Source organism: Luteibacter sp. HA06 (assembly GCF_054061215.1).
Genome location: NZ_JBSSDZ010000001.1, coordinates 475,947 through 502,930, shown reverse-complemented (window position 1 = coordinate 502,930; position 26,984 = coordinate 475,947). Strand labels below are relative to the sequence as shown.

General features: G+C 60.9%; 23 protein-coding genes and 2 pseudogenes. 13 read left to right on the top strand and 12 right to left on the bottom strand.

Going from position 1 to position 26,984, the window contains the following annotated elements:
• Positions 1-15 precede the first annotated feature (15 nt).
• Complete coding sequence (locus ACVWWJ_RS02180; protein ID WP_456966611.1) at positions 16-177, bottom strand: hypothetical protein; 162 nt, start codon at positions 175-177, stop codon at positions 16-18.
• 163 nt (positions 178-340) lie between these two features.
• Here ACVWWJ_RS02180 and arfB point away from each other — a divergent pair, with 163 nt between their 5' ends.
• From arfB to ACVWWJ_RS02160, 4 genes are all read left to right on the top strand, one after another.
• Positions 341-763, top strand: coding sequence for an alternative ribosome rescue aminoacyl-tRNA hydrolase ArfB (gene arfB / locus ACVWWJ_RS02175; RefSeq protein WP_159895700.1), 423 nt, complete (start codon positions 341-343; stop codon positions 761-763).
• On the top strand, positions 760-1,347 hold the full coding sequence (locus ACVWWJ_RS02170) for a 1-acyl-sn-glycerol-3-phosphate acyltransferase (protein ID WP_200851920.1): 588 nt from the start codon (positions 760-762) through the stop codon (positions 1,345-1,347). Before arfB ends, ACVWWJ_RS02170 begins: the two co-directional genes overlap by 4 nt.
• A gap of 648 nt (positions 1,348-1,995) precedes the next feature.
• Entirely contained in the window at positions 1,996-2,541 is a 546-nt protein-coding gene (locus ACVWWJ_RS02165; RefSeq protein WP_456966610.1) for a hypothetical protein, read from the top strand.
• 100 nt (positions 2,542-2,641) lie between these two features.
• Entirely contained in the window at positions 2,642-3,097 is a 456-nt protein-coding gene (locus ACVWWJ_RS02160; protein WP_456966609.1) for a hypothetical protein, read from the top strand.
• On the opposite strand, the gene ACVWWJ_RS02155 is transcribed toward ACVWWJ_RS02160, so the two are convergent.
• Positions 3,098-4,075, bottom strand: a complete 978-nt coding sequence (locus ACVWWJ_RS02155; RefSeq protein WP_200851919.1) for a LysR family transcriptional regulator — start codon at positions 4,073-4,075, stop codon at positions 3,098-3,100. It lies immediately after the preceding gene.
• Positions 4,076-4,269: 194 nt separating this feature from the next.
• On the opposite strand from ACVWWJ_RS02155, the gene aceB reads away from it, so the two are divergent.
• Both aceB and aceA read left to right on the top strand, forming a co-directional pair.
• Positions 4,270-5,868, top strand: a complete 1,599-nt coding sequence (gene aceB, locus ACVWWJ_RS02150; RefSeq protein ID WP_456966608.1) for a malate synthase A — start codon at positions 4,270-4,272, stop codon at positions 5,866-5,868.
• Positions 5,869-5,890: 22 nt separating this feature from the next.
• Positions 5,891-7,180 carry an isocitrate lyase gene (aceA, locus tag ACVWWJ_RS02145; protein ID WP_159895690.1) on the top strand — a complete coding sequence of 430 codons (1,290 nt, stop codon included), beginning with the start codon at positions 5,891-5,893 and terminating at the stop codon, positions 7,178-7,180.
• Positions 7,181-7,248: 68 nt separating this feature from the next.
• Here the strand turns inward: aceA and ACVWWJ_RS02140 are convergent, their stop codons facing one another.
• Together ACVWWJ_RS02140 and ACVWWJ_RS02135 are read right to left on the bottom strand one after the other, a co-directional pair.
• On the bottom strand, positions 7,249-9,036 hold the full coding sequence (locus ACVWWJ_RS02140) for a cation:proton antiporter (protein WP_456966607.1): 1,788 nt from the start codon (positions 9,034-9,036) through the stop codon (positions 7,249-7,251).
• A gap of 278 nt (positions 9,037-9,314) precedes the next feature.
• Complete coding sequence (locus ACVWWJ_RS02135) at positions 9,315-10,406, bottom strand: family 43 glycosylhydrolase (protein WP_456966606.1); 1,092 nt, start codon at positions 10,404-10,406, stop codon at positions 9,315-9,317.
• A 182-nt stretch (positions 10,407-10,588) separates the two neighbouring features.
• On the opposite strand from ACVWWJ_RS02135, the gene ACVWWJ_RS02130 reads away from it, so the two are divergent.
• Both ACVWWJ_RS02130 and ACVWWJ_RS02125 read left to right on the top strand, forming a co-directional pair.
• Positions 10,589-11,908 (top strand): ABC transporter permease, encoded by a 1,320-nt coding sequence (locus ACVWWJ_RS02130; RefSeq protein ID WP_456966605.1) that lies wholly within the window; start codon positions 10,589-10,591, stop codon positions 11,906-11,908.
• Positions 11,909-11,918: 10 nt separating this feature from the next.
• On the top strand, positions 11,919-13,133 hold the full coding sequence (locus ACVWWJ_RS02125; RefSeq protein ID WP_159889769.1) for an FtsX-like permease family protein: 1,215 nt from the start codon (positions 11,919-11,921) through the stop codon (positions 13,131-13,133).
• A 2-nt stretch (positions 13,134-13,135) separates the two neighbouring features.
• Here ACVWWJ_RS02125 and ACVWWJ_RS02120 read toward each other — a convergent pair.
• Positions 13,136-13,801, bottom strand: a pseudogene (locus ACVWWJ_RS02120) (ATP-binding protein); the annotation flags it as partial.
• A gap of 52 nt (positions 13,802-13,853) precedes the next feature.
• Here ACVWWJ_RS02120 and ACVWWJ_RS02115 point away from each other — a divergent pair.
• The 4 genes from ACVWWJ_RS02115 to ACVWWJ_RS02100 are packed head-to-tail and all read left to right on the top strand — an operon-like array spanning position 13,854 to position 18,399.
• Positions 13,854-14,609, top strand: coding sequence for a TnsA endonuclease N-terminal domain-containing protein (locus ACVWWJ_RS02115; protein ID WP_456966604.1), 756 nt, complete (start codon positions 13,854-13,856; stop codon positions 14,607-14,609).
• Positions 14,602-16,509, top strand: coding sequence for a Mu transposase C-terminal domain-containing protein (locus ACVWWJ_RS02110; RefSeq protein WP_456966603.1), 1,908 nt, complete (start codon positions 14,602-14,604; stop codon positions 16,507-16,509). Before ACVWWJ_RS02115 ends, ACVWWJ_RS02110 begins: the two co-directional genes overlap by 8 nt.
• A gap of 1 nt (position 16,510) precedes the next feature.
• Entirely contained in the window at positions 16,511-17,401 is an 891-nt protein-coding gene (locus tag ACVWWJ_RS02105; protein ID WP_456966602.1) for a TniB family NTP-binding protein, read from the top strand.
• A gap of 2 nt (positions 17,402-17,403) precedes the next feature.
• Positions 17,404-18,399: a TniQ family protein gene (locus ACVWWJ_RS02100; protein WP_456966601.1), complete on the top strand. Its 996-nt coding sequence runs from the start codon at positions 17,404-17,406 to the stop codon at positions 18,397-18,399.
• Between the two features lie 12 nt (positions 18,400-18,411).
• Here the strand turns inward: ACVWWJ_RS02100 and ACVWWJ_RS02095 are convergent, their stop codons facing one another.
• Positions 18,412-19,536, bottom strand: coding sequence for a hypothetical protein (locus ACVWWJ_RS02095; RefSeq protein WP_456966600.1), 1,125 nt, complete (start codon positions 19,534-19,536; stop codon positions 18,412-18,414).
• A gap of 210 nt (positions 19,537-19,746) precedes the next feature.
• Here ACVWWJ_RS02095 and ACVWWJ_RS02090 point away from each other — a divergent pair, with 210 nt between their 5' ends.
• Entirely contained in the window at positions 19,747-20,175 is a 429-nt protein-coding gene (locus ACVWWJ_RS02090) for a hypothetical protein (protein ID WP_456966599.1), read from the top strand.
• A 40-nt stretch (positions 20,176-20,215) separates the two neighbouring features.
• Here the strand turns inward: ACVWWJ_RS02090 and ACVWWJ_RS02085 are convergent, their stop codons facing one another.
• The 6 genes and pseudogenes from ACVWWJ_RS02085 to ACVWWJ_RS02060 form a co-directional block, all read right to left on the bottom strand.
• Complete coding sequence (locus ACVWWJ_RS02085) at positions 20,216-20,497, bottom strand: hypothetical protein (protein ID WP_456966598.1); 282 nt, start codon at positions 20,495-20,497, stop codon at positions 20,216-20,218.
• Positions 20,498-20,560: 63 nt separating this feature from the next.
• Positions 20,561-22,291: a hypothetical protein gene (locus ACVWWJ_RS02080; RefSeq protein ID WP_456966597.1), complete on the bottom strand. Its 1,731-nt coding sequence runs from the start codon at positions 22,289-22,291 to the stop codon at positions 20,561-20,563.
• 198 nt (positions 22,292-22,489) lie between these two features.
• A pseudogene (locus ACVWWJ_RS02075) lies at positions 22,490-22,693 on the bottom strand (integrase core domain-containing protein); the annotation flags it as partial.
• A gap of 319 nt (positions 22,694-23,012) precedes the next feature.
• Positions 23,013-23,372: a hypothetical protein gene (locus tag ACVWWJ_RS02070; protein WP_456966596.1), complete on the bottom strand. Its 360-nt coding sequence runs from the start codon at positions 23,370-23,372 to the stop codon at positions 23,013-23,015.
• 660 nt (positions 23,373-24,032) lie between these two features.
• Complete coding sequence (locus ACVWWJ_RS02065; RefSeq protein WP_456966595.1) at positions 24,033-24,743, bottom strand: hypothetical protein; 711 nt, start codon at positions 24,741-24,743, stop codon at positions 24,033-24,035.
• Positions 24,744-24,860: 117 nt separating this feature from the next.
• A complete protein-coding gene (locus tag ACVWWJ_RS02060; protein WP_456969647.1) occupies positions 24,861-26,954 on the bottom strand; it encodes a M13 family metallopeptidase in 2,094 nt (697 codons plus the stop codon).
• Positions 26,955-26,984 lie beyond the last annotated feature (30 nt).

Genomic DNA, 26,984 nt, shown 5'->3' with positions numbered 1-26,984 from the left:
CGACTGAGAATATCTTCAACGCGCGCTCGCCTCGTCCAGTGAATACAGGCGCGACTCGCCTGCTTCGACACTGGCAATTGACCTCTGCACCTTCGCCTTGAGCCATGCGGCGTAGCCATTTGTCTCCTTGCTCGCGGCCGGGCCGTCGTTCAGTCTCGCCTTGATTACGTCATTCATGCAGAGTCCTTTCGCCGCTGGAGGAAGCGGTCTCGAATGCACACTACCGAAGGGCACTCGCATATCCAATACAACCTTGGCGCCGGGGAGACGTTGGCGCCGCGCTCCTCTGTACCGCGGCGCACCATGTAACGCCGAACCGCACTGCTAGAATCCCCTCGCCATGCTTACAGTCACCGCCCATATCTCCATCCCGGATGCCGAGCTGATCGAGCGCTTCATGCGCGCCGACGGCCCCGGCGGCCAGCACGTCAACCGGACGGAGAGTGCCGTCGAGCTTCGTTTCGACGTGGCTTCGTCGCCATCACTGCCGGACGAAGTTCGCGAGCGCCTTCTGGCACGACGCGACCGCCGCATGACGGACGCCGGCATCATGGTGATCCAGGCACGCCGCTTTCGTGACCAGGCGCGCAATCGCGATGACGCGCGCGACCGCCTCGCCGATGTGATCCGCGAGGCCACCGTGGTCGCGAAAAAGCGCGTCGCGACGAAGCCCACGCGGGCTTCCAAGGAGCGCCGACTTGTTGGTAAGACGCAGCGTGGCCAGACCAAGCGCGGCCGCTCCCGTGACTGGAGCAACGATTGAGTCCCTATCCCGAACATCTCCCGCCGAACGTTCCTTCGCTACCCGATTCCTGGTGGATGAGGCTGAGCCGTTGGGCCATTCGCCGTAGCGGATGGCGATTCGTTGGCGAGCTTCCGAATCTTCGGAAGGTCGTGGTCATCGGTGCGCCGCACTCGTCGTATTGGGATGGCGTCTGGGGACTACTGATGAAGTCGGCGATGGGCCTCGACCTTGGCGTGATGATCAAGCGCGAAGTGCTCAACGGCCCGTTCGGCCCGATCGTGCGTCGCCTCGGCATGGTGCCTATCGATCGCAAGGCAGCGACCGATGTCGTCGGGCAGATGGTCGAGCGATTCGCCACGCGCGAGAAGATGTGGCTCGGTATCGCGCCCGAGGGCACGCGCAAGGCAGTAAAGCAGTGGAAGTCAGGCTTTCTGCGTATCGCACGCACCGCAAACGTCCCGATCTTGCCCATCTTCATCGACTATCCGACGAAGACTTTCACCTTGGGCGCCTTGATCGAAACGACAGACGATGCGGAAGCGGACATGACGCGCATTCGCGCCATGTTCGCTGGATATCAAGGCAAGCACCGGGGGGCTTGACCGTTACGGCGAGTCAACCGATGCCGTGTCCGTGACGTATTGTGTAGTAGGCGCGAGTCTGAGATTCGTTCCTCACGACCACACGGTACGTGCCGGGGGTTGCGATGGCGTAGAGGTACAAGCCTTTTGCCAGGACTTTCCAATGGCCGTTTTCGAGCCGTTCTAGCGAGCCTGTAAGCCATCCGTCTCCCGTTATCGACGTGGAAGTTGGACTGGTGCAGCCCGTCGTCCACCGAAACATTTCATGCTCGATTCCAGGGAGGAAATAACCTCGTAGCGTCTGGTCCTTCGGATAGGCAAAGCAACGATCTCTCGTGGCAGTTGGCTTCGCATCGGAGCTGGGTGCATAGAGGGCGGAACACAGCGCAAGCGCGACAAGCGCGCCAAGTGCAGCTGTTTTAGACAGACTCTTCATGGTGGTTGCGGCGACGGCGCAACATTACGCAAGCTCAAGTTACCTACGACCGCGACGCCAACCAGCCAGCGGGGTTCGACACATCGCGTAGGGCTAGTCTAGGACTCATGTGGCCTGCGCCGAGTGCCTACACAGGGTGGGCGCCTTCCGGTTGATCGCGACACCATCTCCGACTTCTTTATTGAAGGCATTCTGCGAACCTCGTCTTACAGATACGCAAATGAGGTCGACTTGTGGAACTGACGAGAAGCCTTGGATCTCCGGCGCAACCCAGAAATATTTGGCAGCTGCAACACCGCCGCACCAGTTACTGTGCATTGCGCGATAAGCCGATAAAGAACGGCACGGCTGTAGAAATATCGGGAACTTTGAGCGACAGCACGAAGGAGAAATTGCGCAGCGTGAACATACGATCTATCGATCCTTCAGAGCTCAGCCGCCTCGCGTTCACCCTCCATCACGAGGGATACCTGTCGCACGAAGCATGGGAAGGGCTCGGCGAGTTCCGGCTTGACCACACGGAGCTTATTGATCCGCTCGCGGAAGCGCGGGATTCACTCAGGTCGATAGTGAACCTCGATGACATCACTTACGCACTGACTATCGAGATGCACGAAGCAACCATCGATGCTGTCGTGGGCATCGAGAAACTGATCAGTCAGCTGAATGGCCAAATTTTGGACCTATTCGAAGACGGAACGTCATGCCTGTCGGGCATAGGCGAGTGTGCTCGTAGGAGGAAATCAGTGCAGCCGTGCGGTCATTCAATTCCGACATAGAATCATTCGCACCCGCGCACCAACAGCACCATCGGCTGACTTCGTTTTCGTTCAAATATCGCCAACCTGACTCGTCAATCGAGTGAGGTACAGCATGGAGATGACTACAGCCTACCGAGCACCTGCGCAGTTCAGCGCCGGATGGCGACTCCAGCGCCAGCGCGACAACGAGTTCGGCTATAGAAATACGCCCATCGAACGCGGCGATGCTGTCGAGACATCCATGACGCTTCCGGACGAATTGAAGGATCGCCTGCGCACGGTCAACATTCGCTGTATCGATCCTGTCGAACTAAGCGAGCTCGCTGGCGACCTGCACCGCAGTGGCTACCTTTCGCACGATGCCTGGGAGCAGCTTGGCGAATTTCAAATCGACTACAAGGGGCCTGTTGATCCTCTCGTAGAAACCCAGGATGCGCTCAGATCCATACGCGGCGTCGACGATCGCATGTACGCGCTATGCATAAGCCTCTATGAGGCAGCCATCGATGCTGTCAGAGGCATCGAAGAATTAGTCGACTATCTGAATGGCCGAATCGTCGACGTCTACGCGTGATCACCGCTCGGAGTGCCCCGACTCGTCGTAGTCGCGGTGCGTCAGTAATCCGGGCCTGATGAGATCGATAAATGCCCGGGCCTCCGGGCTCAGGAACTTTCCCTTGCGCATGACGACACCGTAGCTTCGCTGCGGGAAGTATTGCCGCAGGTTGCGTACGACCAGTCGCTCGCGGTCGGCTTCGGTGATGCAGATACCAGTGACGATCGAGATCCCGAGCCCCATGGCGACGTACTGCTTGATCACATCCCAGCCACCCACTTCGATCGCCACCGTATAAGGCACGTGCCGTTGCTGGAACACCATATCGACCAGCCGGTAGGTGGTGAGTCGCTTGGGCGGAAGAATCAGCCCGTAGGGTGAGAGATCTTCCAGACGTATATCGGTCTTCGATGCCAGCGGGTGATCGGGCGGCATGATCAGCATCGGGTCGTAGTGATAGACCGGTGCCCAGGCGATGTCATGTGGCACGTCGATCATCGAACCCACGGCGATGTCGACCTCGTCGCTTCGCAGCAGCGCCAGGCCGTCGCGATTGGTGACGTTGGACAGGGCAAGGTGCACGTGGGGGAATCGCTCGCGGTAGGTTTTGACGAGTTCGGGGAGCAGGTACTGGATGGTTGACGAGCCAGCGGCGACGGTGAGCCTGCCCGCCTGATGGGCACCCTTGGTCTTGGTCTGAAACTCGCGATCAAGATTCTCGAAGCCTTCGACCAGCGGACGGGCGAGCTCATAGAGCGCTTCGCCTGCGTCGGTCAGGGTGACGCGGCGACGCGTCCGCTCGAGGAGCGGCGCACCGAGTTCCCGCTCGAGGGCCTTCAGCTGCAGACTCACCGAGGGCTGAGACAGGAACAGCGCTTCGGCGGCGCGGCTGAGCGTACCCAGACGAGTCGTATAGACGAAGGCCCGCAGCTGCTTCAGCCGATTCCCCTTGTAGTAGAACCGGCCGCCTTCCTCATCCGCCGGGCGATCAGCCATTCGCGGCTTTGCGCGCTTCGGAGCCGCCTTATTCGTCGCACTGAGCTTCCGAACCATAAAATTTAATCAGAGGGATTAATGGGTTGTAGCCAACATTAGCATTGTTAATGTTAATCATTGAAACATTTGTTTTGTCAAAAAGGTCGCATCGGACCTAGGGTGAACACCAGACCCGCACTCCGAGGCACCATCCCATGGCAGTTCCCAAGAGCGAGATCGATCCCCTGGCAGGCGTCCGCTTCGGCGATGGCAGCCGGACCTATGCGGACGTGCTGACCCCGCAGGCGGTCGCTTTTGTGGCGGACCTGCACCGGCGGTTCGACAGCCGCCGCCTCGCCCTGCTGGCGGAACGCGCAGCCCGCCAGCTGCGCTACGACGCCGGCGAGTTGCCCGACTTCCGGACCGACACCGTGGCGATCCGTGAGGCCGACTGGTCCGTGGCGGCGATCCCCGATGCCCTGATGGACCGCCGTGTCGAGATCACCGGGCCTGTCGAACGGAAGATGATCATCAACGCGCTCAATTCCGGCGCCAGGGTGTTCATGGCGGACTTCGAGGATTCGAGCGCGCCGACCTGGACCAACCAGATCGAAGGTCAGCGCAACCTGCGGGATGCTGTCGACGGCAGCATCGAATTCACCAACGCCGACGGCAAGGTTTATCGCGTCGGCGATCATCCGGCCGTCCTGGTGGTCCGGCCCCGTGGCTGGCATCTGCCGGAGCGTCACGCCGAGGTCGATGGCGATGTCGTCGCCGGCGCACTGGTCGACTTCGGCCTGTACGCCTTCCACAACGCCAAGGCGCTGCACGCACGCGATCGCGGCCCGTATTTTTACCTGCCCAAGCTGCAGAGCATGGAAGAGGCGGCGCTGTGGGAATCGGTGATGACGCACGCCGAGGTGGTGCTCGGCCTGCCCCACGGCACGATGAAAGCCACCGTCCTCATCGAAACACTGCCCGCCGTTTTCCAGATGGACGAAATCCTGCACGCGTTACGCGACCGCATCGTCGGCCTTAACTGCGGACGCTGGGATTACATCTTTTCCTACCTCAAGACGTTCCGTGCGCATGGTGACCGCCTGCTGCCGGAGCGCGGACAGGTCGGCATGACGGCGCCCTTCCTCAAGGCGTATTCCGAACTGCTCATCCGCACCTGCCATCGCCGTGGCGCGTTTGCGATGGGCGGCATGGCGGCGCAGATACCCATTCGTGGAGACGAAGCCGCTAACGAAGAAGCGATGGCCAAGGTGCGCGCCGACAAACTTCGCGAAGTGACGGCAGGGCATGACGGCACCTGGGTGGCCCACCCGGCGCTTGTCCCGATCGCCGAGGCCATCTTCAACGAGCACATGCGTACATCGAACCAGTTGCACGTGTCACGCGACGACGTTGTCGCCTCGCGTGATGCACTCATCGCGCCGGCGATCGGCACGATCACACGGGCGGGTTTCGACAACAACGTGGAGGTGTGCCTTCGCTACACCGCCGCGTGGCTCGAAGGCCTCGGTTGCGTACCCATCCACAACCTGATGGAAGACGCCGCCACCGCCGAAATCGCGCGTGCCCAGCTGTGGCAGTGGCTGCACCACGAGCCGCTGGAATTCAGCGACCACGCGCCGATCGACTTCGCCCTGTTCGATCACGCACTGGCCACCCATTGCCATCGCCTGCGCGAAAGCTCTCATCCCGGCGCGGCGCGTGCCGAGCAGGCCGCTGCGCTGATCTCGGCCCTGACGCACGCCGACGAGCTACGCGACTTCCTCACCCTGCCCGCCTACGAACACCTGTCCTGATCACTCTCCAAGGAGCCACACCATGAAGACGCATACCGCCGAACAGATCACGCTGGACTGGAAGAACAACGATCGCTGGAACGGCGTCGAGCGTCCCTATGCCGCCGAAGACGTGATTCGTCTGCGCGGCACGGTGCAGGTCGAGCACACCCTCGCTCGTCGCGGCGCGGAACGCCTGTGGCGCTCGATCCACGACAAGCCCTACGTCAATGCGCTCGGCGCGCTGACCGGCAACCAGGCCATGCAGCAGGTGAAGGCCGGACTGCAGGCGATCTATCTCTCGGGCTGGCAGGTCGCAGCAGATGCGAACACCGCTGGCGCGATGTATCCCGACCAGTCGCTGTACCCGGTCGACTCGGTGCCGAACGTGGTGCGCAAGATCAACAAGACCCTGCTTCGCGCCGACCAGATCCATCACGCCGAGGGTAAGGACAATATCGACTGGCTGGTGCCGATCGTGGCGGATGCTGAAGCTGGCTTCGGCGGCGTACTCAACGCCTATGAACTCATGACTCACATGATTGAATCCGGCGCCGCAGGCGTGCACTTCGAAGATCAGCTGGCCAGCGCGAAGAAGTGCGGCCACATGGGCGGCAAGGTGCTCGTGCCGACACAGGAAGCCGTGCAGAAGCTGATCGCCGCACGCCTGGCTGCCGATGTCGCCGGCGTGCCGACCCTGATCGTCGCGCGCACCGACGCCATGGGTGCTGGCCTCGTCACCACGGATATCGACGAGAACGACAAGCCGTTCCTTACCGGCAAGCGGACGGTGGAAGGCTTTTACGAGTCGAAGCAGGGTATCGAGCAGGCCATCAGCCGCGGCCTTTCGTACGCGCCGTATGCGGACCTGATCTGGTGCGAAACCGCCACGCCCGACATGGAGCAGGCACGTCGCTTTGCCGAAGCCATCCACGCGAAGTTTCCGGGTAAGAAGCTGGCCTACAACTGCTCGCCGAGCTTCAACTGGAAGAAGAACCTCGACGAAAAGACCATCGCCACGTTCCAGAAGCAGCTGGGTGAGATGGGCTACGCCTTCCAGTTCATCACCCTGGCCGGCTTCCATGCACTGAACTACTCCATGTTCCAGCTGGCACGCGGTTATCGCGACCGTCAGATGGCGGCTTACGTCGAACTTCAGGAAGCGGAGTTCGCCGCTGAGAAGGACGGCTACACCGCGGCGAAGCACCAGCGCGAAGTGGGCACCGGTTATTTCGACACCGTTAACCAGGTGATCTCCGGCTCGTTCAGTTCGCTCTCGGCGCTGAGTGGCTCGACCGAAGAAGAGCAGTTCCATCCTGCATCGGCGGCTTAAGCGTCGTCAGCTGTGCATGGTCGCACCTCCTTACAAGTAGGCGCGACCATACGCAGAGCAAAAGCCGGTCAATGCTGCGCTGGCACCAGCGCGATCACCGTCCAGCCGGGACGCGGTTCAAGCTCGCGGTGACTGGAGGCAATGCGCAGGTCGCCCTTCTCCTCCACCCCGAAGAGCAACACCGTGCGCGACCCGTACTGCTCGATGAAGTGCGGCCAGTCGAAGGTCTCGGTCAGGCGCGTGGACTTGACCCGCCATCCCTCCAGGAGCATGTCGGCAAATCGTGCATGAGTCATGTCGTCGGCAAACAGGACCGTAGCCAACAGGCTTCCGGCCAGCGACGCACGGCCATGACTTTCTTCGGGCGACAGGTTGCGCAAGCGATAGACCTTGTCGCGCCCGAATTCCTCGCGGTAATGCACGCAGGCCAGCGAATTGAGCTCGCGATGCGTGGACATGGCCAACAGATGCCCGATGCCCGCAAGGTCGAGATTGCGATCGGCCGCCTGCGATTGCGGGTTGCCGAAGAACGTAGCAAGCCCGGCCATGCGTGCGATGCGGATGCCATTCCAGTCGTCGTCGGCAACCACCACGCGAAGGCCTTCAACCGCTGCCAGGGAGCGCGCGATCTCGAGCGCGACGGCGTCCGACCCGTAGATCAGCACACCGCGAGGGTCCGGATCCGCCACTTTCAGCCAGCGAGCCAGCGGACGCGCCGTTGCGCTCTGGAAGACGACCGTCCCGATGATCATCAGGAACACGAGCGGGACCATCTTGTCCGCGCCGGCCATGCCGATTTTCTCGAGGCGGATGGCGAACAAGGCGGAAACGGAGGCCGCCACGATACCGCGTGGCGCGACCCAGGCGATCAGCGCGCGCTCCCGCCAGGACAACGCACTACCGAAGCTGGAGAGCAACACGGAGAGGGGCCGGATGAACAGCTGTGCGACGACGAAAATCAGGATGCCGGCGAGCAACGCACCATTGGGTAGCGGCCAGTCCAGCCGCGCGGCAAGCAGGATAAACAAGGTCGACACCAGCAGGGTCGTCAGGTGTTCCTTGAAGTCCATGATGTCGTCCATGTGCACATCACGCATGTTGCCCAGCGCGATGCCCATGACTGTGACGGCGAGCAGACCCGATTCATGGGCGAAGGCATTGGACACGCTGAAGGCAGCAAGCACGGCGGCGAGCGTGCCGTAATTCTGCAGGTACTCCGGAATGATCTGCCGGCGCAACAGACGACCCAGGACGAACGCGGCGATCGCGCCAACGACCACGCCGCAGGCAACGGTGCCAAGGAACACCTGGATCGAATGTCCTTCGCGGTGCGACACGATCGCTTCGTACACGAGCACGGCAAACAGCGCACCGATGGGGTCGATGACGATGCCTTCCCAGCGCAGGACATTCGCGATGCGTGCGTTCGGCCGGACCGTTCGCAACATGGGCGCGATCACGGTGGGGCCGGTGACACAGGTGAGCGCACCGAACAAAAACGATAGCTCCCAGCTCAACCCCCCGATCCAGTGGGCCGCCCCGGCCAGCATGAACAACGCGAGGATCGCACCATAGCTCACCAGTCCACGCACGGCGTGGCCGATACCCTTCAACTCATGGAAGCGCAGGGTGAGGCTGCCCTCGAACAGGATCACTGCCACCGCCAGCGAGACAATGGGAAACAGCAGATCACCCAGGACCTTGTCCGGGTGCAACAGGCCGGTTACGGGGCCGGCAACGATGCCGGCAAGCAGGAGGAAGAGGATGGCCGGCAGCCTGACGCGCCAGGCGATCCACTGGCAGAGGAACCCGATGCCGAGCATCAGGGTAAGCAGCATGCCGAGTTCGATGCCCATGTGATCCCTTGTCGCAAAAGAAAATCGGCCAACACCGTGAGGCGGGCCGAGATAAGGGACAGCATAAAGATTGTGAGGTGAAGAAAGGCCGGGCCCCGGTGCTGGAGCGGGGGGAGGGAGGGGTATCCAGCACCGGAGCGGGGCGGGCAGCCCATTAGAGAACCGCCTGGTACAGAATTATCCGCTCGCCCCTGGGATTCGTCAACTACGCAGTACATGAAATAAGTATTAACTCTTTTCAGCGACTTTGGCCCGTATTTTGCTGCTTTGCACGTACGTTATCGGACATTCCCGATCAGGTCGACGTCGAAACCGGCGGCGCAGGTCAAAGGCTCGATGGCGCCTTGCGCGTCGAAGCGCAGCGGCTCCCAGTAGTGCGTCGCGCGGGTCTCACTCGGATTACCGTTGTCCCACCGGTCCGACTGGTAGAGGAACATCGGGCCGCCGGGCCCCGGAAGCGTCGCAACGGCGGCGGGCTGACCGCCACACGACGTGTCGCTGATGCGCAGGCCGCGATGCTGCGACTCCCCTTCCCCATTCGCTGGCTTGCCTTCCCATGGACCCAGGGGCGAGGTCGCATGCAGGTACGACGTGCCCGTGGTGCAGTAGCCGCAATTGGGATCGGAGAACGTCAGGTAGTAGGTGTCTCCACGGCGAAAGATCGCAGGCGCTTCGGTCGACTTCAGGCCGACACGAGCGTAACGACCGGTACCGGTGAGATAGGCCTCGTTGAGTTCTTCGATGACGATATCGCCCTTCCGTCGCCAGTCGGTATAGGCGAGGTACGCCTTGCCATCGCGATCGACGAAGACATCGTGGTCACCGTGGTTCAAGCCAGGCGGTTGCTCACGGTTGATCGCGAGCTTCGGCAACGGCGCCTCCACGAACGGGCCAGTCGGCGCGGCCGCGGTGAAGACGTGATAGCCCACTGACACGTCGTAACTGTTGATCCACAGAACGTAACGCCGGGTCCGCGCGTTGTAGACCACGTGTGGGCGAAAGCATCCGTAAGTGGAACCGTCGCAACGCTGCTGCCAGTACGGCGTGGTTGCATCAAAGAGCGCGCCTTCGGCATGCCAGTGCATCAGGTCGCGGGACGAATAGGCGACGAACCCACAGAACGGCGACTTCTTGTCGTTCCAGCGGAAGCCGCAGCCATAGCGCGTGCCATAGAGGAAGTAGCGATCGCCGAAGCGCTGGATCTGTCCGTCGTGGGCATCGATCGCGTGGCCCTGGTCATCCACCCTCGCCGTGCCAGGGGCGCCGTTCTCCAGGCGCACACGCATTGCGCCACCGTTCTTCGTTAGCGGTGAGGCGATAGCGACGGTCGCCATCGCGTGGAAGACGAGCAGGGCGATGAGAAGGCGCATCGGCGAAAGGAGACGCCGCAAGGCTGAGGGCATGAGATGACCGGTCTGGCGAGGGAATACCCCGACCATAACTGTTCTGACATGCCGAAAGACACCTGACCTCCTGCACATGTCCGCCCTTTTCACCGGGTGCATGCTGGCTATGCGGGACGAGGGGCGTCCGGCCGGGAGATATAAAGCCAATGATCGGTTACTACGTCGAGATGGCCCTGCACAGCCTGCGACGCAACAAGGTACTGACCGCACTGATGATCCTCGCGATCGCCGTCGGTATCGGCGCCAGCATGACGACGCTGACCATCATGCACCTGTTATCCGCCGACCCGCTTCGGGGCCGCAGCGGACAGATTTTCTACCCACAGCTTGAGGCGGACCCTGACGCTAAGGGCCGGGAGCCTCATGACGTGCTCGACTACACCTCCGCGATGGATCTCTGGAGCGCACACCGCGCTGATCGCCAGGCACTCGTCGTTAGCAGCCAGGTAAAGCTGCGGGCACCGGCAACGCGACTTCCACCCTTCATGCTATCGATGCTGTCGACCACGTCGGACTTCTTCACGATGTTCGACGTGCCTTTCCGTTTCGGCCGAAGCTGGAGCGCCGAAGACGATGCCGCCCATGCGCGCGTTGCCGTCATCTCCTCCGACTTCAATGAGCGACTCTTCGCAGGCCGGAACAGCGTGGGCGAGACCCTGCGACTGAAGAACAGCGATGTCCGGATCATCGGTGTCCTCGCGCCGTGGCGGCCCTCTCCCCTCTTCTACGACGTGGCAGGAGGGCGATTTTCCAGCGGACAGACGGCCGACTTCTATGCCAGGCCCGAGGGAGTGATCACGCCCTTTACCACGGCGCTGGAAATCAACGACGGTAACTTCCAGCCGTTCACCTGCTGGGCTCAGCCTGAGACGCCAGGGCATTTACAGAACTCATCGTGCGTTTGGGTCGGACTCTGGGTGCAACTTGGCGACGCATCCAAAGTCGCATCGTATCGCCGCTTCCTCGATGGTTACGTCGCCCAGCAACATTCGCTCGGCCGCGTAACCCGCACGGATCTCACCCGAATGCGAACCCTGACCGAATGGCTCGACTTCAACGGTGTCGTACCGAGCGACGTGAAGCTGCAGACGTCACTGGCCTTAGCTTTCCTGGCGATCTGCCTGTGCAATGTCGTTGGGCTTCTCCTGGCGAAGTTCCTGCGGCGCGGCGGCGAGATCGGCCTGCGTCGAGCGCTGGGTGCAACGCGCCGCGCCATCTTCATTCAGTGCCTGGTCGAGGCGGGCGTGATCGGTGCGCTCGGTGGGCTGGGTGGTCTGTTGCTTACGCTGGCTGGTCTTTGGCTTGTCCGCCAACAGCCGGTTCCATACGCGGACTTCGTGCACCTAGACACGTCGATGTTCTTGGTGACGTTCCTGAGTTCGGTCGGGGCGAGTCTTGTCGCCGGCCTGCTGCCGGCGGCTCGTGCCAGCCTCGTCGAGCCCGCCCTGCAGCTGAAGGTCCTTTGATATGAGCAGCCTGCAGATCCAGCCCGTTCTCGCCGCACTGCGCAAGCACCGGATAGCGACCATCGTCCTGGCGCTCGAAATCGCGCTGGCGTGCGCCGTTCTCTGCAACGCCTGCTTCCTGATCGCAGGGCGCGTTCAGGCGATGCAAGTGCAGAGCGGCGTCGACGAACACGCGCTGGGCACGATCAAGATCGAAGGCTTCGAGCCCCAGCAAGCGAACGATCTGAATGCGCGGGTGGTTGCGGGATTGCGTGCGATACCTGGCGTGGAGTCCGTCGGTGCAATCGACGCCGTCCCATTCGGAGAGTCCGGCATCAAGGCCGGCGTGGCTCTTGATGCAGCGAGGCAGCAATTTGCCGGTGTCGTCGACTTCTATCTCGCGGACCCCACGGCAGCGAAGGCGATGGGCTTACGGTTAACGTCAGGGCGTATGCCGGCGCCCGACGACTATATGGCTATTGCCCAGATCGTCCCGAAGGAAGCCCCGATCGTCATAACACGAGTGCTTGCGGAGCACTTATGGCCGGGCGAGAACCCGCTCGACAAGACGCTTTGGGGCCTGTACACCCACTTTCGTGTGATCGGTGTCGTCGATCACCTGACGATTCCGCAGCCCGGTGCAGGTCAGGAGAAGGACGCCGACTGGTCGATCCTCGTGCCGGCCCTGCCGGGTCCACAGTTCGCGGGTAAGTACCTGATTCGCGCGAGCCCTGCGGATCTTCCGCGCGTCATGCGCGATGCCCGGCAGGCCGTTCTCAAGATCGCTCCCGACGCCGTACTCGACCTGGAGCAGAGCCGAACCATCGATGAACTTCGCGACAGGTTCTTCCTCAATGATCGGGTGATGACGGGCTTGCTGATCGCCGTCATTGTCGCGCTGTTGGGGACGACGGCACTCGGCATCGTTGGACTGGCGAGCTTCTGGGTCGCGCAGCGACGCAAGCAGATTGGAGTCCGTCGAGCATTGGGAGCGACGCGGAGGGACATCCTGCGTTACTTCCAGATCGAGAACTTCCTGATCGTGACGATTGGCATCGCACTCGGCATGGCTCTCGCGTATGGCATCAACCTGGCTCTGATGAACATCTACGAATTGCCGAGGCTGCCCGCGTGGTATCTGCCGATGGGTGCGGCCGCCTTATGGATACTTGGCCAGCTAGCCGTACTGGCACCGGCGATGCGAGCGGCAGCGGTACCGCCAGTCGTCGCCATGCGGTCATCCTGAGATCAGAACCGCCGGTAATGCAGCGCCTCAGCAAGATGATGTTGCTCCACACACCCCGCCCCACCTTCAAGATCGGCAATGGTGCGCGCAACACGAAGCACGCGATGGTAAGCACGAGCCGAGGCGCCGAGTTTTTCAACCGCACCTTCGAGCCACTCGCGCTCGGCCTGCGGTAGTGCGCAGTCGCGTTCGAGGTTGACCACACTCAGGTCGGAATTCGGCTGCCCGGCGCGGAGCAACGCTTTCTCTCGTGCATTGATGACGCGGCGACGAACGGTGGCGCTGTCGTCGTCATGTGGACCGCGAGGCGCGGTCAGATCGGAAATGGGTACGCGGGGTACTTCGACACAGAGGTCGATGCGATCGAGCAGCGGGCCGGAGATGCGTGCGCGGTAGCGGTGCACCTGGTCGGGCGTGCATCGGCAGTCGTGGGTCGGGTCGCCGGCATAACCGCAGGGACACGGATTCATCGCGGCAACCAGCTGGAACTCCGCAGGGAATGTCGACTGCCGTGCAGCCCGCGAGATCACGATCTGGCCGGACTCGAGCGGCTCGCGCAGTACCTCGAGGACGTGCCGACTGAACTCGGGCAACTCGTCGAGGAAGAGCACGCCGTTATGCGCGAGCGAGATCTCGCCCGGACGCGGCGACGAACCGCCGCCGATGACAAATCCCGAAGTACTTGCGACTGTTTAGGTGTCGAACTCTGGCCCACAGGCGATGAAGTTACCAAACACCATGCGAGCGCTTACCGTAGTCGCTGCGACCGATTACAATTTCCACCACACTGATGCGACTGGATTCCCCCGCACCTTGCCCCCTGCCCGAAAAATTGGTCTTGGCCGTCGCGCCCTGGCGGGTGTCATACCCAGCCAGAAGCAAACGGGTCCCGAGGCGGCCCGTTTTGAGTCGTCGCTCGAGCGCGATTTCTACGTGCTTCTGGAGTTCGACCTTAAGGTCGTCCGGTGGGAACCGCAGCCCTTGCGTGTTGAGGTCGGAGATGGCCACCCCACCTATGTTCCCGACGTCCTCGTTACATACCTCGACTACGACGCGCATCCCCCACGAGAGCACAAGGTATTGTACGAGGTGAAGCAGCGCGCCGAGCTTCGTGACAACTGGTCGAAGTGGAAATATCGCTTTAAGGCTGCTCGTCGGCATGCACGGAGGCAGGGCTGGGCATTTCGGATCGTCACTGACCGCGAGATTCGGTCCAGTGGCTTGCTCTGGAACGCGAAGTTCTTGTTGCCTTATGGCCACGATGAAGTGGAGGGAGGGATCCAGGACCTTCTGATCAAGACCCTCCAATTCCTCGGACCAACGACGCCGGACAAGCTTGTGAGCCACTTGGCAGCGGATCCGTGGGAGCGCGCCCAACTGCTGTCCGCCGTGTGGACGCTCGTATCGGCAAGGAAGTTCATCTGCGACCTGTCAGATCGCATCACCATGCACACTGAGATTGCTTGCTATGACTGAGTCGTCGGCCCGGGATATTTTGCGTATTGGGCGCGACGTCGTCGTCGACGGTATTGCTTACACCCTCGTCCGGTATGTGGACCTCTATTCCATCCTCGCGGTGCGCGTCGATACGGGCGAAAAGGTCCGCGTAGCTATCGCCTCACTCCTCGCGGCCATGGGTCGCGGCGAGGCGGAAGTGGTGGACGACGCCAACCAGAGCTCGCGCTTTGAATCCCTGTCCGCCGACGATTGGGAGCTAGCCCAGCGGCGAGCAACGGCGCTCGCTCCTCTGCTGGCGGCCGAGCATCCCTCACGGAAGGAGATAGCGGAGGTTGGCCAGCATCTGGGTGTACACGTTGCCACGATATATAGGTGGATCAAGAAGCTTAAGGAGGGCGGCGACATCGCCGACCTGGCGCCGCACAAGCCCTCCGGTGGCCGTGGCGCATCCCGCCTAGATCCGCTTGCCGATGCACTGATACGCGAGAATCTGGAGCAACGATATCTCCAGCCGCAACGGCCGCTAATCTCCCAGGTCATGCGCGACATTGAACTGGCGTGCCGGCGGGCAGGGATCGCGGCCCCTCACCCCAATACGGTTCGTCGCCGTGTTGCTGAGCTCTCGGAGCAGCTGGTGACCCAGCGACGCCTTGGCCGAAAAGCGGCCGATGACAAGTTCGCCGCCCGTCCGGGCAGCTTCCCCGGGGCTGACTACCCCGGCGCCTATTGGCAGATCGATCACACTCCCTTGGACGTCGTGATCGTCGATGACGTGCATAGGAGACACATCGGCCGGCCGTGGCTGACGGTGGCGATAGACGTCTACTCGCGATGCGTGGCTGGCTTCTACCTGTCGCTCGATCCTCCCAGCGAAGTCTCGGTGGGCATGTGCCTGGTCCACGCCATCCTGCCCAAGGACAGCTGGCTTAGTGTTATCGGCGTCGAAACCCGGTGGCCCATGTGGGGAACGCCCGCCGCCGTCCATGCGGACAACGGAAAAGAGTTCCACGGAAGCATGATTACTCGCGCCGCTCAGGCCTATCGCTTTCGCGTCGAATGGCGGAAGGTCAAGACACCCAACTGGGGTGGGCACATCGAACGACTCATGGGCACCTTCAACGAAGAGGTCCATCTACTTCCTGGCACCACGTTCGCCAACACCAGAGACCGAGGCACGTACGCCCCGCATACCGAGGCGGTGCTTACCCTTCGTGAACTCGAGCGATACCTCACCGAATACATTTGCAACGTGTATCACCAGCGTGTCCATACCGGTATCGACCGACCGCCCATCAAGCGCTATGAGGTCGGTGTGCTGGGCGACGGCGTCACGCCGGGCGTAGGTCTACCGCCTCCGGTAGCCGATGCCAAGCGCCTGAGGCTGGACTTCATGCCCTTGATCGAGCGCTCGATTCAGTCCTATGGGTTACGTATCGACGGGCTGTCGTACTACGACCCCGTACTCGATCCATGGATTCGCTCGGTCAATCCAGAGACCAAGCGACCCAGGCGTTTTATGGTGCGAAGGGACCCCCGTGATATTAGCGTCATCTACTTCCTCGACCCCACGACAAACCGTTACTACGCCATCCCATTTCGGCATCTTGAGCATCCGTCGATCAGCATGTGGGAGCTTCGCGAGGTAAGAGCGCAGTTGCGGAAAGAAGGACGACGTGAAGTCGACGAGGACCTGATCTTCCAGACCTACGAGCGGCTTAACCAAATGGTGGCGGATGCCCAAGCCCACTCCGTAAAGGCTCGCAAGGCGCAGCAAAAGAAACGTGACCGCGTCAGTCGACGCGAAGCCGAAGATGCGCAGGAAAACGTTAGCCGTTCGCAAGCGAAAGTCAGCTCGCTGACTGACGATTGGGACGACGATTCCCCCGTGGAACCGTTCGCCATTCGATTGGTGCACTGACATGGACCACGTCGATGAAAGCGTACGCCCAATCCTGCCGCTACCGGGCAAAGAGCGACTCGCGTTCATGCGTCGAGCCAAATGGTTCAGCTATGCCGCGGCCGACGCCATTCTTGAACGGCTGGAAGGTCTGCTGGAGTACCCACCCTCCCATCGGATGCCTGGCCTGCAGATCTTGGGCGATTCAAACAGCGGCAAGACGGCGGTTGGCCTGGAGTTCCTCGCCCGGCATCCGATGGATCCAAATCTCGAGGGAGAGACCGCGTTGGTCCCGGTGCTTCGCATCGAGGTCCCGCCCAACCCGGACGAGAGCCGCCTCTACGACGAAATCTTCATTGCACTTCGCCAGCCCTTCCGGGCACGAGATCCCGTTAGTGAGAAAGCTCGACAAGTCCGGGCTCTTCTCGGCAGTATCGGATGCCGGGTCTTGATGCTTGACGAGTTCCAGCATGTATTGGGCCCAAGGAACGATCGCCGTCGCGTGGTCATGGACGTCGTCAAGCATCTAGGCAATATCCTGCGTCTATCGGTGGTCGTGCTGGGCACAACCGAGGCGCAGGTCGCCGTTAGCAAGGATGAGCAACTGTCCAATAGGCTCACACCCATCTGGATGCCGACGTGGCGAATGGACGGCGAATATCGGCGCTTGCTTGCCAGCTTTGAGGCAACACTGCCGCTACGCGAACCTTCCCGCCTGCAGCAGCGCGAGGTAGCCGCGTTGATTCTGGGACTGAGCGAAGGTCTCCTTGGGGAGATGCGCGACCTACTGTGTTTGGCAGTATCCGACGCACTAACCCGTGGCCAGGAAAGCATCACGCAGGATCTCTTACGCAATCTCACATGGACGCCGCCCAGTGACCGTCGGCGTCGCCCGTTAGCCGCGCGCGGCTAACCATGTCGGCCGCCGCCAGCCTGCAGTGGTGCGCGCACCCTAAGCTGGCTCGCGGCGAGGCGCTGTCGTGGTGGCTACATCGTTTTGCATGGGCCAATGCCATCAGTAACCACACCTTGGCCAGCCAAGTTCTGGGCGGTCGCACTTTCTGGCCGCGCGATGTCGACCGTTTCGCACCCATCGCCTTGCTCGATCGCCTCGCCGACGGATTCGGTATCGATGCGCATGAGGTCGCCGATGCAACCCTTCGGCGCTATGAGGGCATTCTGTTCCCAGTTCTTACCGCCGGCGGATGGTTGCCCTGGATAACACCGGTGGGAATCTTTCACCGGACACATCGCCATCATGGCCATGCCTTCTGCTCACGCTGCCTGGGTGAGGGGCGTCCACTGTCCATCACCGGTCGACTGGCGTTCGAGGTCGCCTGCACTCGTCACCATCGAGCCTTGTGCGACGCCTGCCCCCGCTGCGACGGACCCGTCACCTTCGCGCGCGTGTCGCTGGAACAACCCGGTCGCTATCCGTGCCCACAATGCGGCTTCAATCTGACCACGGGAGTATCCCTGCCGCTCAACGCTCGAGCCCTTGCATTTGAGCACCGCTGTCATCGCGTTCTGCGAGATCGGCACGCCCTGATCGCCGGCACACAGATCTGCGCCCGTGACTTCTTCGCCGGCACACGCATTCTGCTGCGGGGCCTGTACGGCAAGGCTCACATAAACGGACTCACCGACGCTACGAAACAGCGCGCGCTGCGATGGCCTCGCGGTCACGAGCGCCCCGTCACGCCCTTCGAGCACTGGCGACTGGACGACCGCATGCATGCCTTGGCGGCCGTGGAGGTCTACCTTCGTGATTGGCCGAAGCAACTGCTTCGCGACGCCCAACGTAGCCACGTGTACCGATGCCGGTTTGAGGTCAGGGGTGCCGTAGTCGAGCCGGGCTGGATCGTCGACGCGTTGAATCAACTTCCGCCGGTTCGCAGCAACAAACCTTGAGTGGCTCCGGCCTCACTTTCCTACCGTGCGCCCAGCGTTCTTTCGGTCGCTCTCATTGGGAGCGGGCGGCACCCGGCCAGAGGGGCCGAGCGCAACTGGCGGCACAACAGGTGAACCAGCGGCCACGGCCGCCGACGCGTGCCCCGACGCGGTCGCGACGCGGTTCTTCTGCTCCAGGACCATCTGCCGGAGCAGTGCGATTTCTTGCTCCGCGTTAGCGTTAGCCTGACGAAGCAACGTCATCTGTTGTTCGTCTCGGGGGCTATCGTGAATATCCTTCCAAACCTGATACACAAGCTGACCTCCGCTAAGCACGACGCCGGCGATCAACGCAAAGATCGCGATGCGAAGACTCTGCCGCCCGCTCGCCGCCGTGGCGATCTGAAACTCCTGCGCGAAATCGGCCAGCCCGTTGATCCGCAACACCACCGTCTCCGCCAAGCCGATCACCTGATCGCCGGCCTCTTCGAGCCGCGCCTGATGCTCTCGCATGGGTTTGCTGGGATCTAACGGAATGAACGGTCTATCGATTATGTGATCTCGCGGGTCCACACCAAACGACGGCGTTCTCGGCGGCATGAGCGGCGCGGTCGTCTTCCGAATCTCGTCAAGCGCCTTGGCATAGGGGTCTTGCATTGAACTGATGAGATTCGCTTGTCGCATGAGGCGATCCAGATCGGTTGACGCACCCAACGCCTGCTGGATGAGCCGACTCTGGCGAGCCCCTTCATTGAACGCGCGCATGGCTGGCGACTTGAAGTCGAGACCGATCAACTTCAGTTGCCTCATCGTCTCCTGGCGCTGCTTCCTCGCCGCCTGGCCTTGCTTCGCAACGCGAACGACGAAGTCCGATACTGGCTGATCGGAATCGGCATCCTCGTTGCCCATCGTCATATCCACCATCGCGGCTCGCGCAAGGTCAGATCGATCCGAAGGCGTCAGCCGGGCAATCGCGTCCAGTGCGAGGCCACATCCCTCGGGCTCCAACGCGCCGATCGATGCGCACAAGCTCAGGTAGGTGTCGAATACCGCATCGGGCGGCTCATGATCGAGGCTGTCTCCGAAACGCTTCTCCATGTGCTCGGCGGACTTCACAGTCATCGGAAAGACCGTGACGACCCCAAGCGTCGTATTCACTGGACGCCCCTTGGGCCGAAGAAAGTCGGCTAGGGAGCGGCGCTTAGCGGGTTCCTGATCGGTCATAAGTGCTCCTGCGTCGTGCTATGCAGTTTAGCTGTAAGCACGGCCGACGCCAGGGCGAATCGGCGGGATCACGCAGCCATGGGCGCTGCGCGACGCCGTGCTTCGGCGTACGCTAATAGCTAAGCGTCGCTTCTGGAGAGTCCCGTGACCGAGGCCGGATTTCCTTTCACCGAAAAGGCGGCGGCCGCCTTGCACTGGCTGCTGCCACGGATCAGTTCGGAAGCGGCGGCCGGCCCAGCTACCGAGCCGCATTTGCTCATGAGCGACTTTCTGCACGTGCGCGACGCCATAGGAACTCCAGACAGCCTGAACAGCGAGATCGTGGCGCTGCAGCTCGATGCAGACCGGCGGCTTCCTCCCACACTGGAGGGCATCCTCAGCAATTCCGTCACGCTGTTTGCCCTGGCCATGGAGGCCTTCGATAGCCGGGAGCAGGCGCTCCGATGGTGGCGAACCCCAATTCGACTTTCCGACGGTGGTCCCTACAAGACGCCACGTGACTGGATCGCGGAGCCGGGCACGGCGAGTGACCTAGCCGCCCGGATCCGTCGGACCCTCAACGGCATCTTCTGAACCGAGGCTCGTTCTTGAACGAGAATTGGCGGATCGGCCGCTAGCGAGAGGGGTCCATCAGCACGCCGAGGCGAAACATGGCGGCGCCGTAACCCGGGGCTGGCTCACTGTCCACCGGACCGAGTGCCACACACACGTCGGCCGCCGCCACGCCGATCACATCAAAGCCGAGTTCGGTTGCTTGCGTAGCCAGAAGCGACGCTCGAAAGCGCGCCTCGTTGAGATCGCCCAGTAGGGCCGCTTCTCCTAAAGCGATGGATTCAAGGTTCAACGCTGCCACCCCGAGCACCGCTTTCTCCTCGGCTTCTGTCAACGATCGCATGACCTGCTTCCTCGCCGTGTGTATGTTATCGACCACATCCGCGCTCGCCCGCACGGCGTGACCTCAGGGTACCGCTAACGTCGTCACGGCACTGGCGATATTGAACGCGAAAGACTCCACCCACGTGTTTTCGTCGAAGGGTGTCGTCCGCGGCTGATGGTTCCTCGCCTCAGGAATCAGCTTCAGGCCGCCGGCTTCCTTCTCGACCCACACCGGACGGCCCTTATAGGGGAATCCACCCAGCCAATGCGCAAATTCGCGTTCGGTAAGTGCCTGAAACGATGGCTGCCTGCACGCGAAAATCTGATGCGACTTGCCGTGATCGTCTGCGATAGGCGCACCGTGCAGTGTGTAGATATGCCGTCCTGCGGCGCGCGCATGGAGGATCAGGAACCGATAGTCATCACGCTCCTCATGCGTAATTTCGAGCACGCCGTTGTCCGTACCGCCCAGCGCCAGGTAGTCGATCGACCAATGTGGCAGTTGCTCTGCGACGATCTCGATGACCCGGTCAAAGACAGTACGCATTCTAAGAAATGCAATGGGGGGTCCCCGCTCGACGATCGGTGTCTTCGGAGGGTCAAGCATGTCCCCGCCGGCGAGCTCGGCGACGCCATCTTCAGGGCCGCCGCCCGTATCGGGGCCCGTGGTCGTCACATCTACCGGCTTCCCAGCGCGGCCGCCATCGCTCCGATGGCTCGACGGCTTTCGTGGAGCCAGATCGGTTGGTACGTCGTAAGCGTTGTCGTCGAAGCTGAGCATGTATGTACTCACGCTTTCCAGCTTGGGGTCACGACCGTCGCCGTCAAGAAGGACCCCATCGTCGTCGGGGAGAATCAGGGGATCACTCCACGGCGTGATGATCGGCCGGTCAGGACTGCCGTCGTCATCCCTGCGATTGTCGTTGATGGGCTCCCAGGTCAAGAACTTGTACGGCGGCGGATGATCAATGCCGAGCACGGAGAGCACCAGTCGCCGTGCAGGGCGCCGCCCTTCCCAGGCAGGGACATCGACATAGCGAATCTTGACGGATGGGTGCCCGTCCAGGGGAAACGCTGCAAAGGGAAAGGCGAAACGGTCCGACTTGTCCAGCTCACGGAACATGCGAGATAACTGACCGGCACGAAAACGTGCAAACGGATCAAACAGCAGCCGAGCCAAGCGCTTCATGTTGGGGTCGCCAAAGCGCGACCGGTACACCACGTGCGCGCCATCACCGGTCCGACGAGTCTCGTCCGGATCCCACGGAAGGTCGCCACGCGACATACCTCGAGGGTGATTGATTCCGTCACCGAGGATGACCGGAAGCATGTCGGGATGAAACAGATACCAGATGCGCGCGATCTCCGTGACGGGGAAGATCAGCTCAGGACCCTTAAGCGTCGGCACCAGACGGACGTAGCTCGGGTTTTCCATTCCCGCCAGCGAGTAGGAGAAGTCAGGCAACAATGTCGTGGTCGGGGCTTGAGCACGATTAGCCTTGGCCAAATCCATCGACGGAAGATCGAGCCGGACCGTCGTGACCTTGGCATCGTGAAAGCCTGAGAATGTTCCGTAACTCCAGTGCGATCCGATGGCCATCATGTGCATGGCCTCGAGCGGGACATCGACATCAACGAGGTCGTCGATCGCTTCCATCGGTCGGAACCATGCCTTGACAGTGAAGCGCATGGCGCGACTGCGTGCCTTCTGCAGATCCCCGAGCCAATGAAGAATCAACGGGCCGGGCTGCTTCTTCAGCTCACTGATGCCAAGGGGCACCGAACGACGACGGGGTGAGGCCTTCGAGTTCACTTCATCTTCCTTGTAACACTAAATCTTAGTTCTGCCACGATATCGGCGACCCCGCGGATAACTTGAGCGACCATCTAGGTCAGCTCCATCGCTTGCGCCAACGGCGTGCCGCGGCGTCGCGGCGTCGCGGCGTCGCGGCGTCGCGCTTTGCGCGCGACGCCCCCCCGCCTTCAGTAGCGGTCTGATTTGAGTCCGGAATTAATGTAACTGTTTCGCGTAAGCGGCGGGAGTCAACCCGCCGAGTGCCTTCTTCGGGCGCTCTTCGTTGTATTCCCGTCGCCAATTTTCGATCTCGGTTCGGGCATGCACCAGGCTGGGAAACCAGTGTTCGTTGAGGCATTCATCGCGAAGCCTTCCGTTGATTGATTCGATGTAGGCGTTCTGGTTCGGCTTACCAGGCTCGCAGCTGGACCTGTCTCCTGAGCTCCAGAGCACGCGTGAGATCTTCCAGCGTATAGGTGCAGTTCGACATAGCTGCTGCTTTGAGGTCGGGTAACCAGCGAGGACCCAACAGACGCCCTCGGGAGCATAGAGCCGCCCTTGCGGGACAGTCACGAGGGCACTGGCTGACTCGGGTTCGATGTGCGCAGCAGTGTAGAGCTGTTTACGGGGCACTCTCCGAAACCACTGTCAACGGTACGCTTGGTCCGTGCCCGGCGCGTCGATGACGATCATGGGCGTCAGCTGCGCCCCTACGTAGCCGGTCCGATGAACGAAGTCGTCACCAATAGTCTGTTCGGCCCGTCGCGTATCGTGCATAGGCTTGGTGACAGGCCTCGTCCGACTTTGGCGCACCCCGCCCCCGGGTTCGTAAAAGGCACTCGACACGATACCAAGTAATGAAGTCCGCCTCCTCAATGTCTAGTCCGATGCGTGCGGCTTCGTACTCGGGCTCCGGTTGCCGACTTCGTGCTGGAGCGAGGCTTCGCAGGGCCGAAATGGCCCGGTCCGCCGCGATTGCTTTGACCGCCGGATCGCCACTGTCGGTTTCTAGGGCAAACGCGGTGGCCCAAACGGCCTGCTCCATCCGGTCCAACATCTCCCAATCAAACAGACTGGGAATCTCGGGGGTGGTCGGCATGAGTGATCCTCCTACGGTCGTTCTGCCAAGCCGAAGTCTCGCTGCTCGTGGTCGCAACGCCCGCGACTGGATCACCCCCTCCGGCCAACCCCAGTCGAGGTTGTGCGTCGATCGTGCGGCACCCGAATCAGCTGCTGCAACCATCACCGGGCAACGAAGCCAGATCTTCCATGCGACAGAACTTGCGGCGGATCCCGAAGGACTACACCTTACGTTATTCCGAACGAGTGCGAGCGTCGATGGCCCGTCCGCCCACTTCCTAACAGCTAACGGCATCTGGTGCCTCGTGGCGGGAGTCACGCCGGCGTGCCTTCGGTTTTACGAAATGTCTGTCAAGACGGACCTGGATGTAGACCGGTCCGTACTGCTTGGCAAGGACATGGCGACGTATCCCTTCGATGCCGATAACTGGCGAACTCGTGCGCATTCGATGTGCGAGCGTTAGCACGCAAACCAGTATTCGCAAATTATCTCTCGAGCGCCGTGAGCTCCCCCTTCGACGGCCTTCCCGCGATGGCGAGATCGACGTATGCCGAAGACTATTAGCCTGGAGGAAGTCGAGGCTTTTGTTCGCCCCTCAAGGAATTGACATTCAGCGGGTGGCCGAGATGCGCACGATCCGCACCATGCTTTTCAAGCTTTCGAGCACCCACACGTCTATTAGCCGGATGCGCGACTTACGGAAGCTACACTATTCGTTGGACTAAACACCGATTCGAGCAAGAATCTCCGACGAAGAAAAAACATAAATCTGATGTCTACGGTGGCGCTAGCGCTTGTCGGAACCATCCCTTGACCCTCCCTGGACGGAGCAAAATCATAGGACAGATCCATCTTCTTAATGCGACCTATCATCGGCCCGCTAGCCCGACGCATGTGGAGTTGCACGCGACGAACGTAAGGGCGCCCTCCGGAGTCATAGTTCACCAGGGCATCTCCCTGGAATTCGATGTCATCCCCGTCATCGATCTTCACTCCCTTAGGCATTGAGTTGCCGTCGGGAATGCAGTGAGTTGTGAAGCGGTAGCGTATTTCTTGGCCTGCGGATGGGACAGCCACAGCATCCGCTCCGATGACCTTCCTGAGTTCGTCATACGAGGCGAATAGTTGATCAGGATGTTTCTCAATGTCTAAGACTTTCTTCTCGACATCAGGTTCGCGGCCTCCGAGCACCGTGTTCTTGGTCTCAATGGTCCCACGCAACTCTTTTTGCGGCACGCCCCGTTGGGATAGCGCCTGAACTAGTAGTGCGTCGTTCGCATTGACTTGATTTGCCAACATTAGAGTGACTAGCGCTGCAAGTATTCCATTTTTCACCGGTTGCCTCCGATCGATCGATTGGCCGTCTGTAGACGTGTAGACAACATACATTTTCACATTTCCAGTCTACATGAGCCATTCGTCACATCATATTGCTTCAATGCTTGGCCGAGTCTCAGCCGCAACACAGAGCAAAGAGGCCTCTGACTAAACGTGGACGCAGCACTGTCACCAAATCACTACGCGATCTTTGTCTGGTCTATCCAAAACGTCACTAGTCTTACAGCCGAAGGCGCGGGAGAACTGAGACATATTAGATGCCGGCCCATTAACGCGTGTCGAAGCGGGTGCGTGGCGATCGACCCCCAAGAGCATCTCTGCACTCTTGACGCCTACATTGCCTCTCCACATGCGCGCGTAGCTCAAGAAAAAGCGCTGATCAGCGCTGAAACCATAGACCTTCGCGGTAGGATCGACATGCTTTTGTTGTAGAACGCGTTGGAGCGCTTCGTATGACACATTCAATCCGCCTAAGTCGGCGATGTTCTCGCCCAGAGTGAGCTGGCCGTTCACGTGCAGATTCGGCTTGGACGCAATCGGGGTATAGGCGTCAAACTGCTCGACCAACTTCTTGGCGAGTCGATTAAACTCCGCGTCATCTGCGTCTGTCCACCACTGCACCTTGTTGCCTTCACCGTCGAGTTGTCTTCCGTTCTCGTCGAACCCATGCGTGAGTTCATGACCGACGAAAGATCCAAGCGCACCAAAATTTGTTGCATCGTCGCCATCCGGGAAAAAGAACGGCGGCTGCAGCATAGCTGCTGGGAAATTGATTGAGTTGGAGCTACGGGAGTAATACGCATTGACCGTCTGGGGATTCATGTCCCACGCAGACCGGTCTGTCGCGCCTCCAATCTGACTAATTTCGTACCAGTAATCGTACTTCGCCGCAGCCATGATATTCTGATAGAAGGCACCGGGCTTGATCGTGAGTCCACTCCAGGACCTCCAGTGATCCGGAAAGCCGACGTTCGCCACGACACGGTCCAATTTATCTATGGCATGAGCTTTCGTCTGAGGCCCCATCCATTCTGACTGCTCTATGCGTCGCTTCATGGACTCTCGAACTTGAAGCACTAGGAGTTCGGCCTGTTCCTTCGAGCGCGGACTAAAGTTCCTAGCGACGTACAGCTGACCCAAGGCCTGCCCCATCGCTCGGTTAACCGAGTCAAGAGCCTGCCGCCACCTAGGTAGCGGCTCACTTTTTCCGGCAAGCTTCTTGCCGTAGAAGTCGAATTTCGCCCTCCGAAACTCCTCGGAAAGATAGGGTGCCCCGTCATCGAGCACGTGGAAACGGAGATAGTCCCTCCACTGCTCAAGAGGGGCGCTCGCGAGAAGGTGATCGAACGCTGCGAAGAACTGGGGCTGCCGGATCAAGAAACGCTGGTTCGCTGGCAGATTGTGAGCGGCAAAAAATCGCACCCAATCGAAATGCGGCGTTAGTCTGGCTGCCTGCACCGGTGTCAGAGATTCAGAGTTGACCCGCTGATCTTGCAAGTCCTTCGCCGATAGCGACGCTTTCGCCAGACTAGTCTCGAAGGCGACCACCCCTGCAGCGGCAGCCGTTGCCTGCGGCGAGTTCTCTCCGCTGAGCTGGAACAGGTACGCTATGTAGCGCTCGTAGTCAGCACGTAGCGCCGCGTGCTTTTCGTCTGTGTAGTAATCCGCGCTCGGAAGACCTAGACCCGCTTGTCGAGCAGAGCCAATCTGCCTTGAGGCATCAGTGGGGTCTGCCGAAGAGGTAAACAAGAATACCTGCTGATCGCCGTCCGTAAAGCTGGATACCAAATAGCTTGAGACATCCTTACGGCTCGCAATTCGGCCAATAGCGCGAAGCTTGGGCTGTACGGGGTCGGAACCGGCGCGATTAGCCGATTCCGCATCCAATCCAGACTGATAGAGGAGCCCAATCTTTTCCTCAACAGATCCTGCCTCGCTGCGGCCAGAGCTGGCCAAGGACGCCGCGTGTTCGACAATCGCGCGCTGATTACTCAGGTTGCGCTCGATCACCTCAAAAGCCAAGCTCTTACTCGAGCGCTCATTGGAGGGCGGATTCTCTCGGCGCCATTGCGAATTAGCGAAGTCGTCAAGGTCGCTGCATACGTTTACACCATTGCTCGGTTCATTTCGAAGCCATGACAGGGAATCGCTATTTTCCTCACGCTCGGGCCCCTGCCGCGCATAGCTCTGATCACCGGCAACCGTGAGGGAAGACAGCGTGCAGATGAAAACGGATACCGCCAACTTCCCAGCCTTTGTCATCCTCACGAGGGTCCTTCTCTTAATGTTCAG

What these genes read in the sequence shown, in the direction of transcription:
- ACVWWJ_RS02180 (WP_456966611.1), bottom strand. Translation starts at nt 177, where the DNA reads ATGAATGACGTAATCAAGGCGAGACTGAACGACGGCCCGGCCGCGAGC.
- ACVWWJ_RS02155 (WP_200851919.1), bottom strand. Translation starts at nt 4,075, where the DNA reads ATGGCTGATCGCCCGGCGGATGAGGAAGGCGGCCGGTTCTACTACAAG.
- ACVWWJ_RS02160 (WP_456966609.1), top strand. Translation starts at nt 2,642, where the DNA reads ATGACTACAGCCTACCGAGCACCTGCGCAGTTCAGCGCCGGATGGCGA.
- ACVWWJ_RS02100 (WP_456966601.1), top strand. Translation starts at nt 17,404, where the DNA reads ATGTCGGCCGCCGCCAGCCTGCAGTGGTGCGCGCACCCTAAGCTGGCT.
- ACVWWJ_RS02060 (WP_456969647.1), bottom strand. Translation starts at nt 26,954, where the DNA reads ATGACAAAGGCTGGGAAGTTGGCGGTATCCGTTTTCATCTGCACGCTG.
- aceB (WP_456966608.1), top strand. Translation starts at nt 4,270, where the DNA reads ATGGCAGTTCCCAAGAGCGAGATCGATCCCCTGGCAGGCGTCCGCTTC.
- ACVWWJ_RS02065 (WP_456966595.1), bottom strand. Translation starts at nt 24,743, where the DNA reads ATGTATGTTGTCTACACGTCTACAGACGGCCAATCGATCGATCGGAGG.
- ACVWWJ_RS02140 (WP_456966607.1), bottom strand. Translation starts at nt 9,036, where the DNA reads ATGGGCATCGAACTCGGCATGCTGCTTACCCTGATGCTCGGCATCGGG.
- ACVWWJ_RS02115 (WP_456966604.1), top strand. Translation starts at nt 13,854, where the DNA reads ATGAAGTTACCAAACACCATGCGAGCGCTTACCGTAGTCGCTGCGACC.
- aceA (WP_159895690.1), top strand. Translation starts at nt 5,891, where the DNA reads ATGAAGACGCATACCGCCGAACAGATCACGCTGGACTGGAAGAACAAC.
- arfB (WP_159895700.1), top strand. Translation starts at nt 341, where the DNA reads ATGCTTACAGTCACCGCCCATATCTCCATCCCGGATGCCGAGCTGATC.
- ACVWWJ_RS02110 (WP_456966603.1), top strand. Translation starts at nt 14,602, where the DNA reads ATGACTGAGTCGTCGGCCCGGGATATTTTGCGTATTGGGCGCGACGTC.
- ACVWWJ_RS02130 (WP_456966605.1), top strand. Translation starts at nt 10,589, where the DNA reads ATGATCGGTTACTACGTCGAGATGGCCCTGCACAGCCTGCGACGCAAC.
- ACVWWJ_RS02135 (WP_456966606.1), bottom strand. Translation starts at nt 10,406, where the DNA reads ATGCGCCTTCTCATCGCCCTGCTCGTCTTCCACGCGATGGCGACCGTC.
- ACVWWJ_RS02085 (WP_456966598.1), bottom strand. Translation starts at nt 20,497, where the DNA reads ATGCGATCGTTGACAGAAGCCGAGGAGAAAGCGGTGCTCGGGGTGGCA.
- ACVWWJ_RS02105 (WP_456966602.1), top strand. Translation starts at nt 16,511, where the DNA reads ATGGACCACGTCGATGAAAGCGTACGCCCAATCCTGCCGCTACCGGGC.
- ACVWWJ_RS02070 (WP_456966596.1), bottom strand. Translation starts at nt 23,372, where the DNA reads ATGCCGACCACCCCCGAGATTCCCAGTCTGTTTGATTGGGAGATGTTG.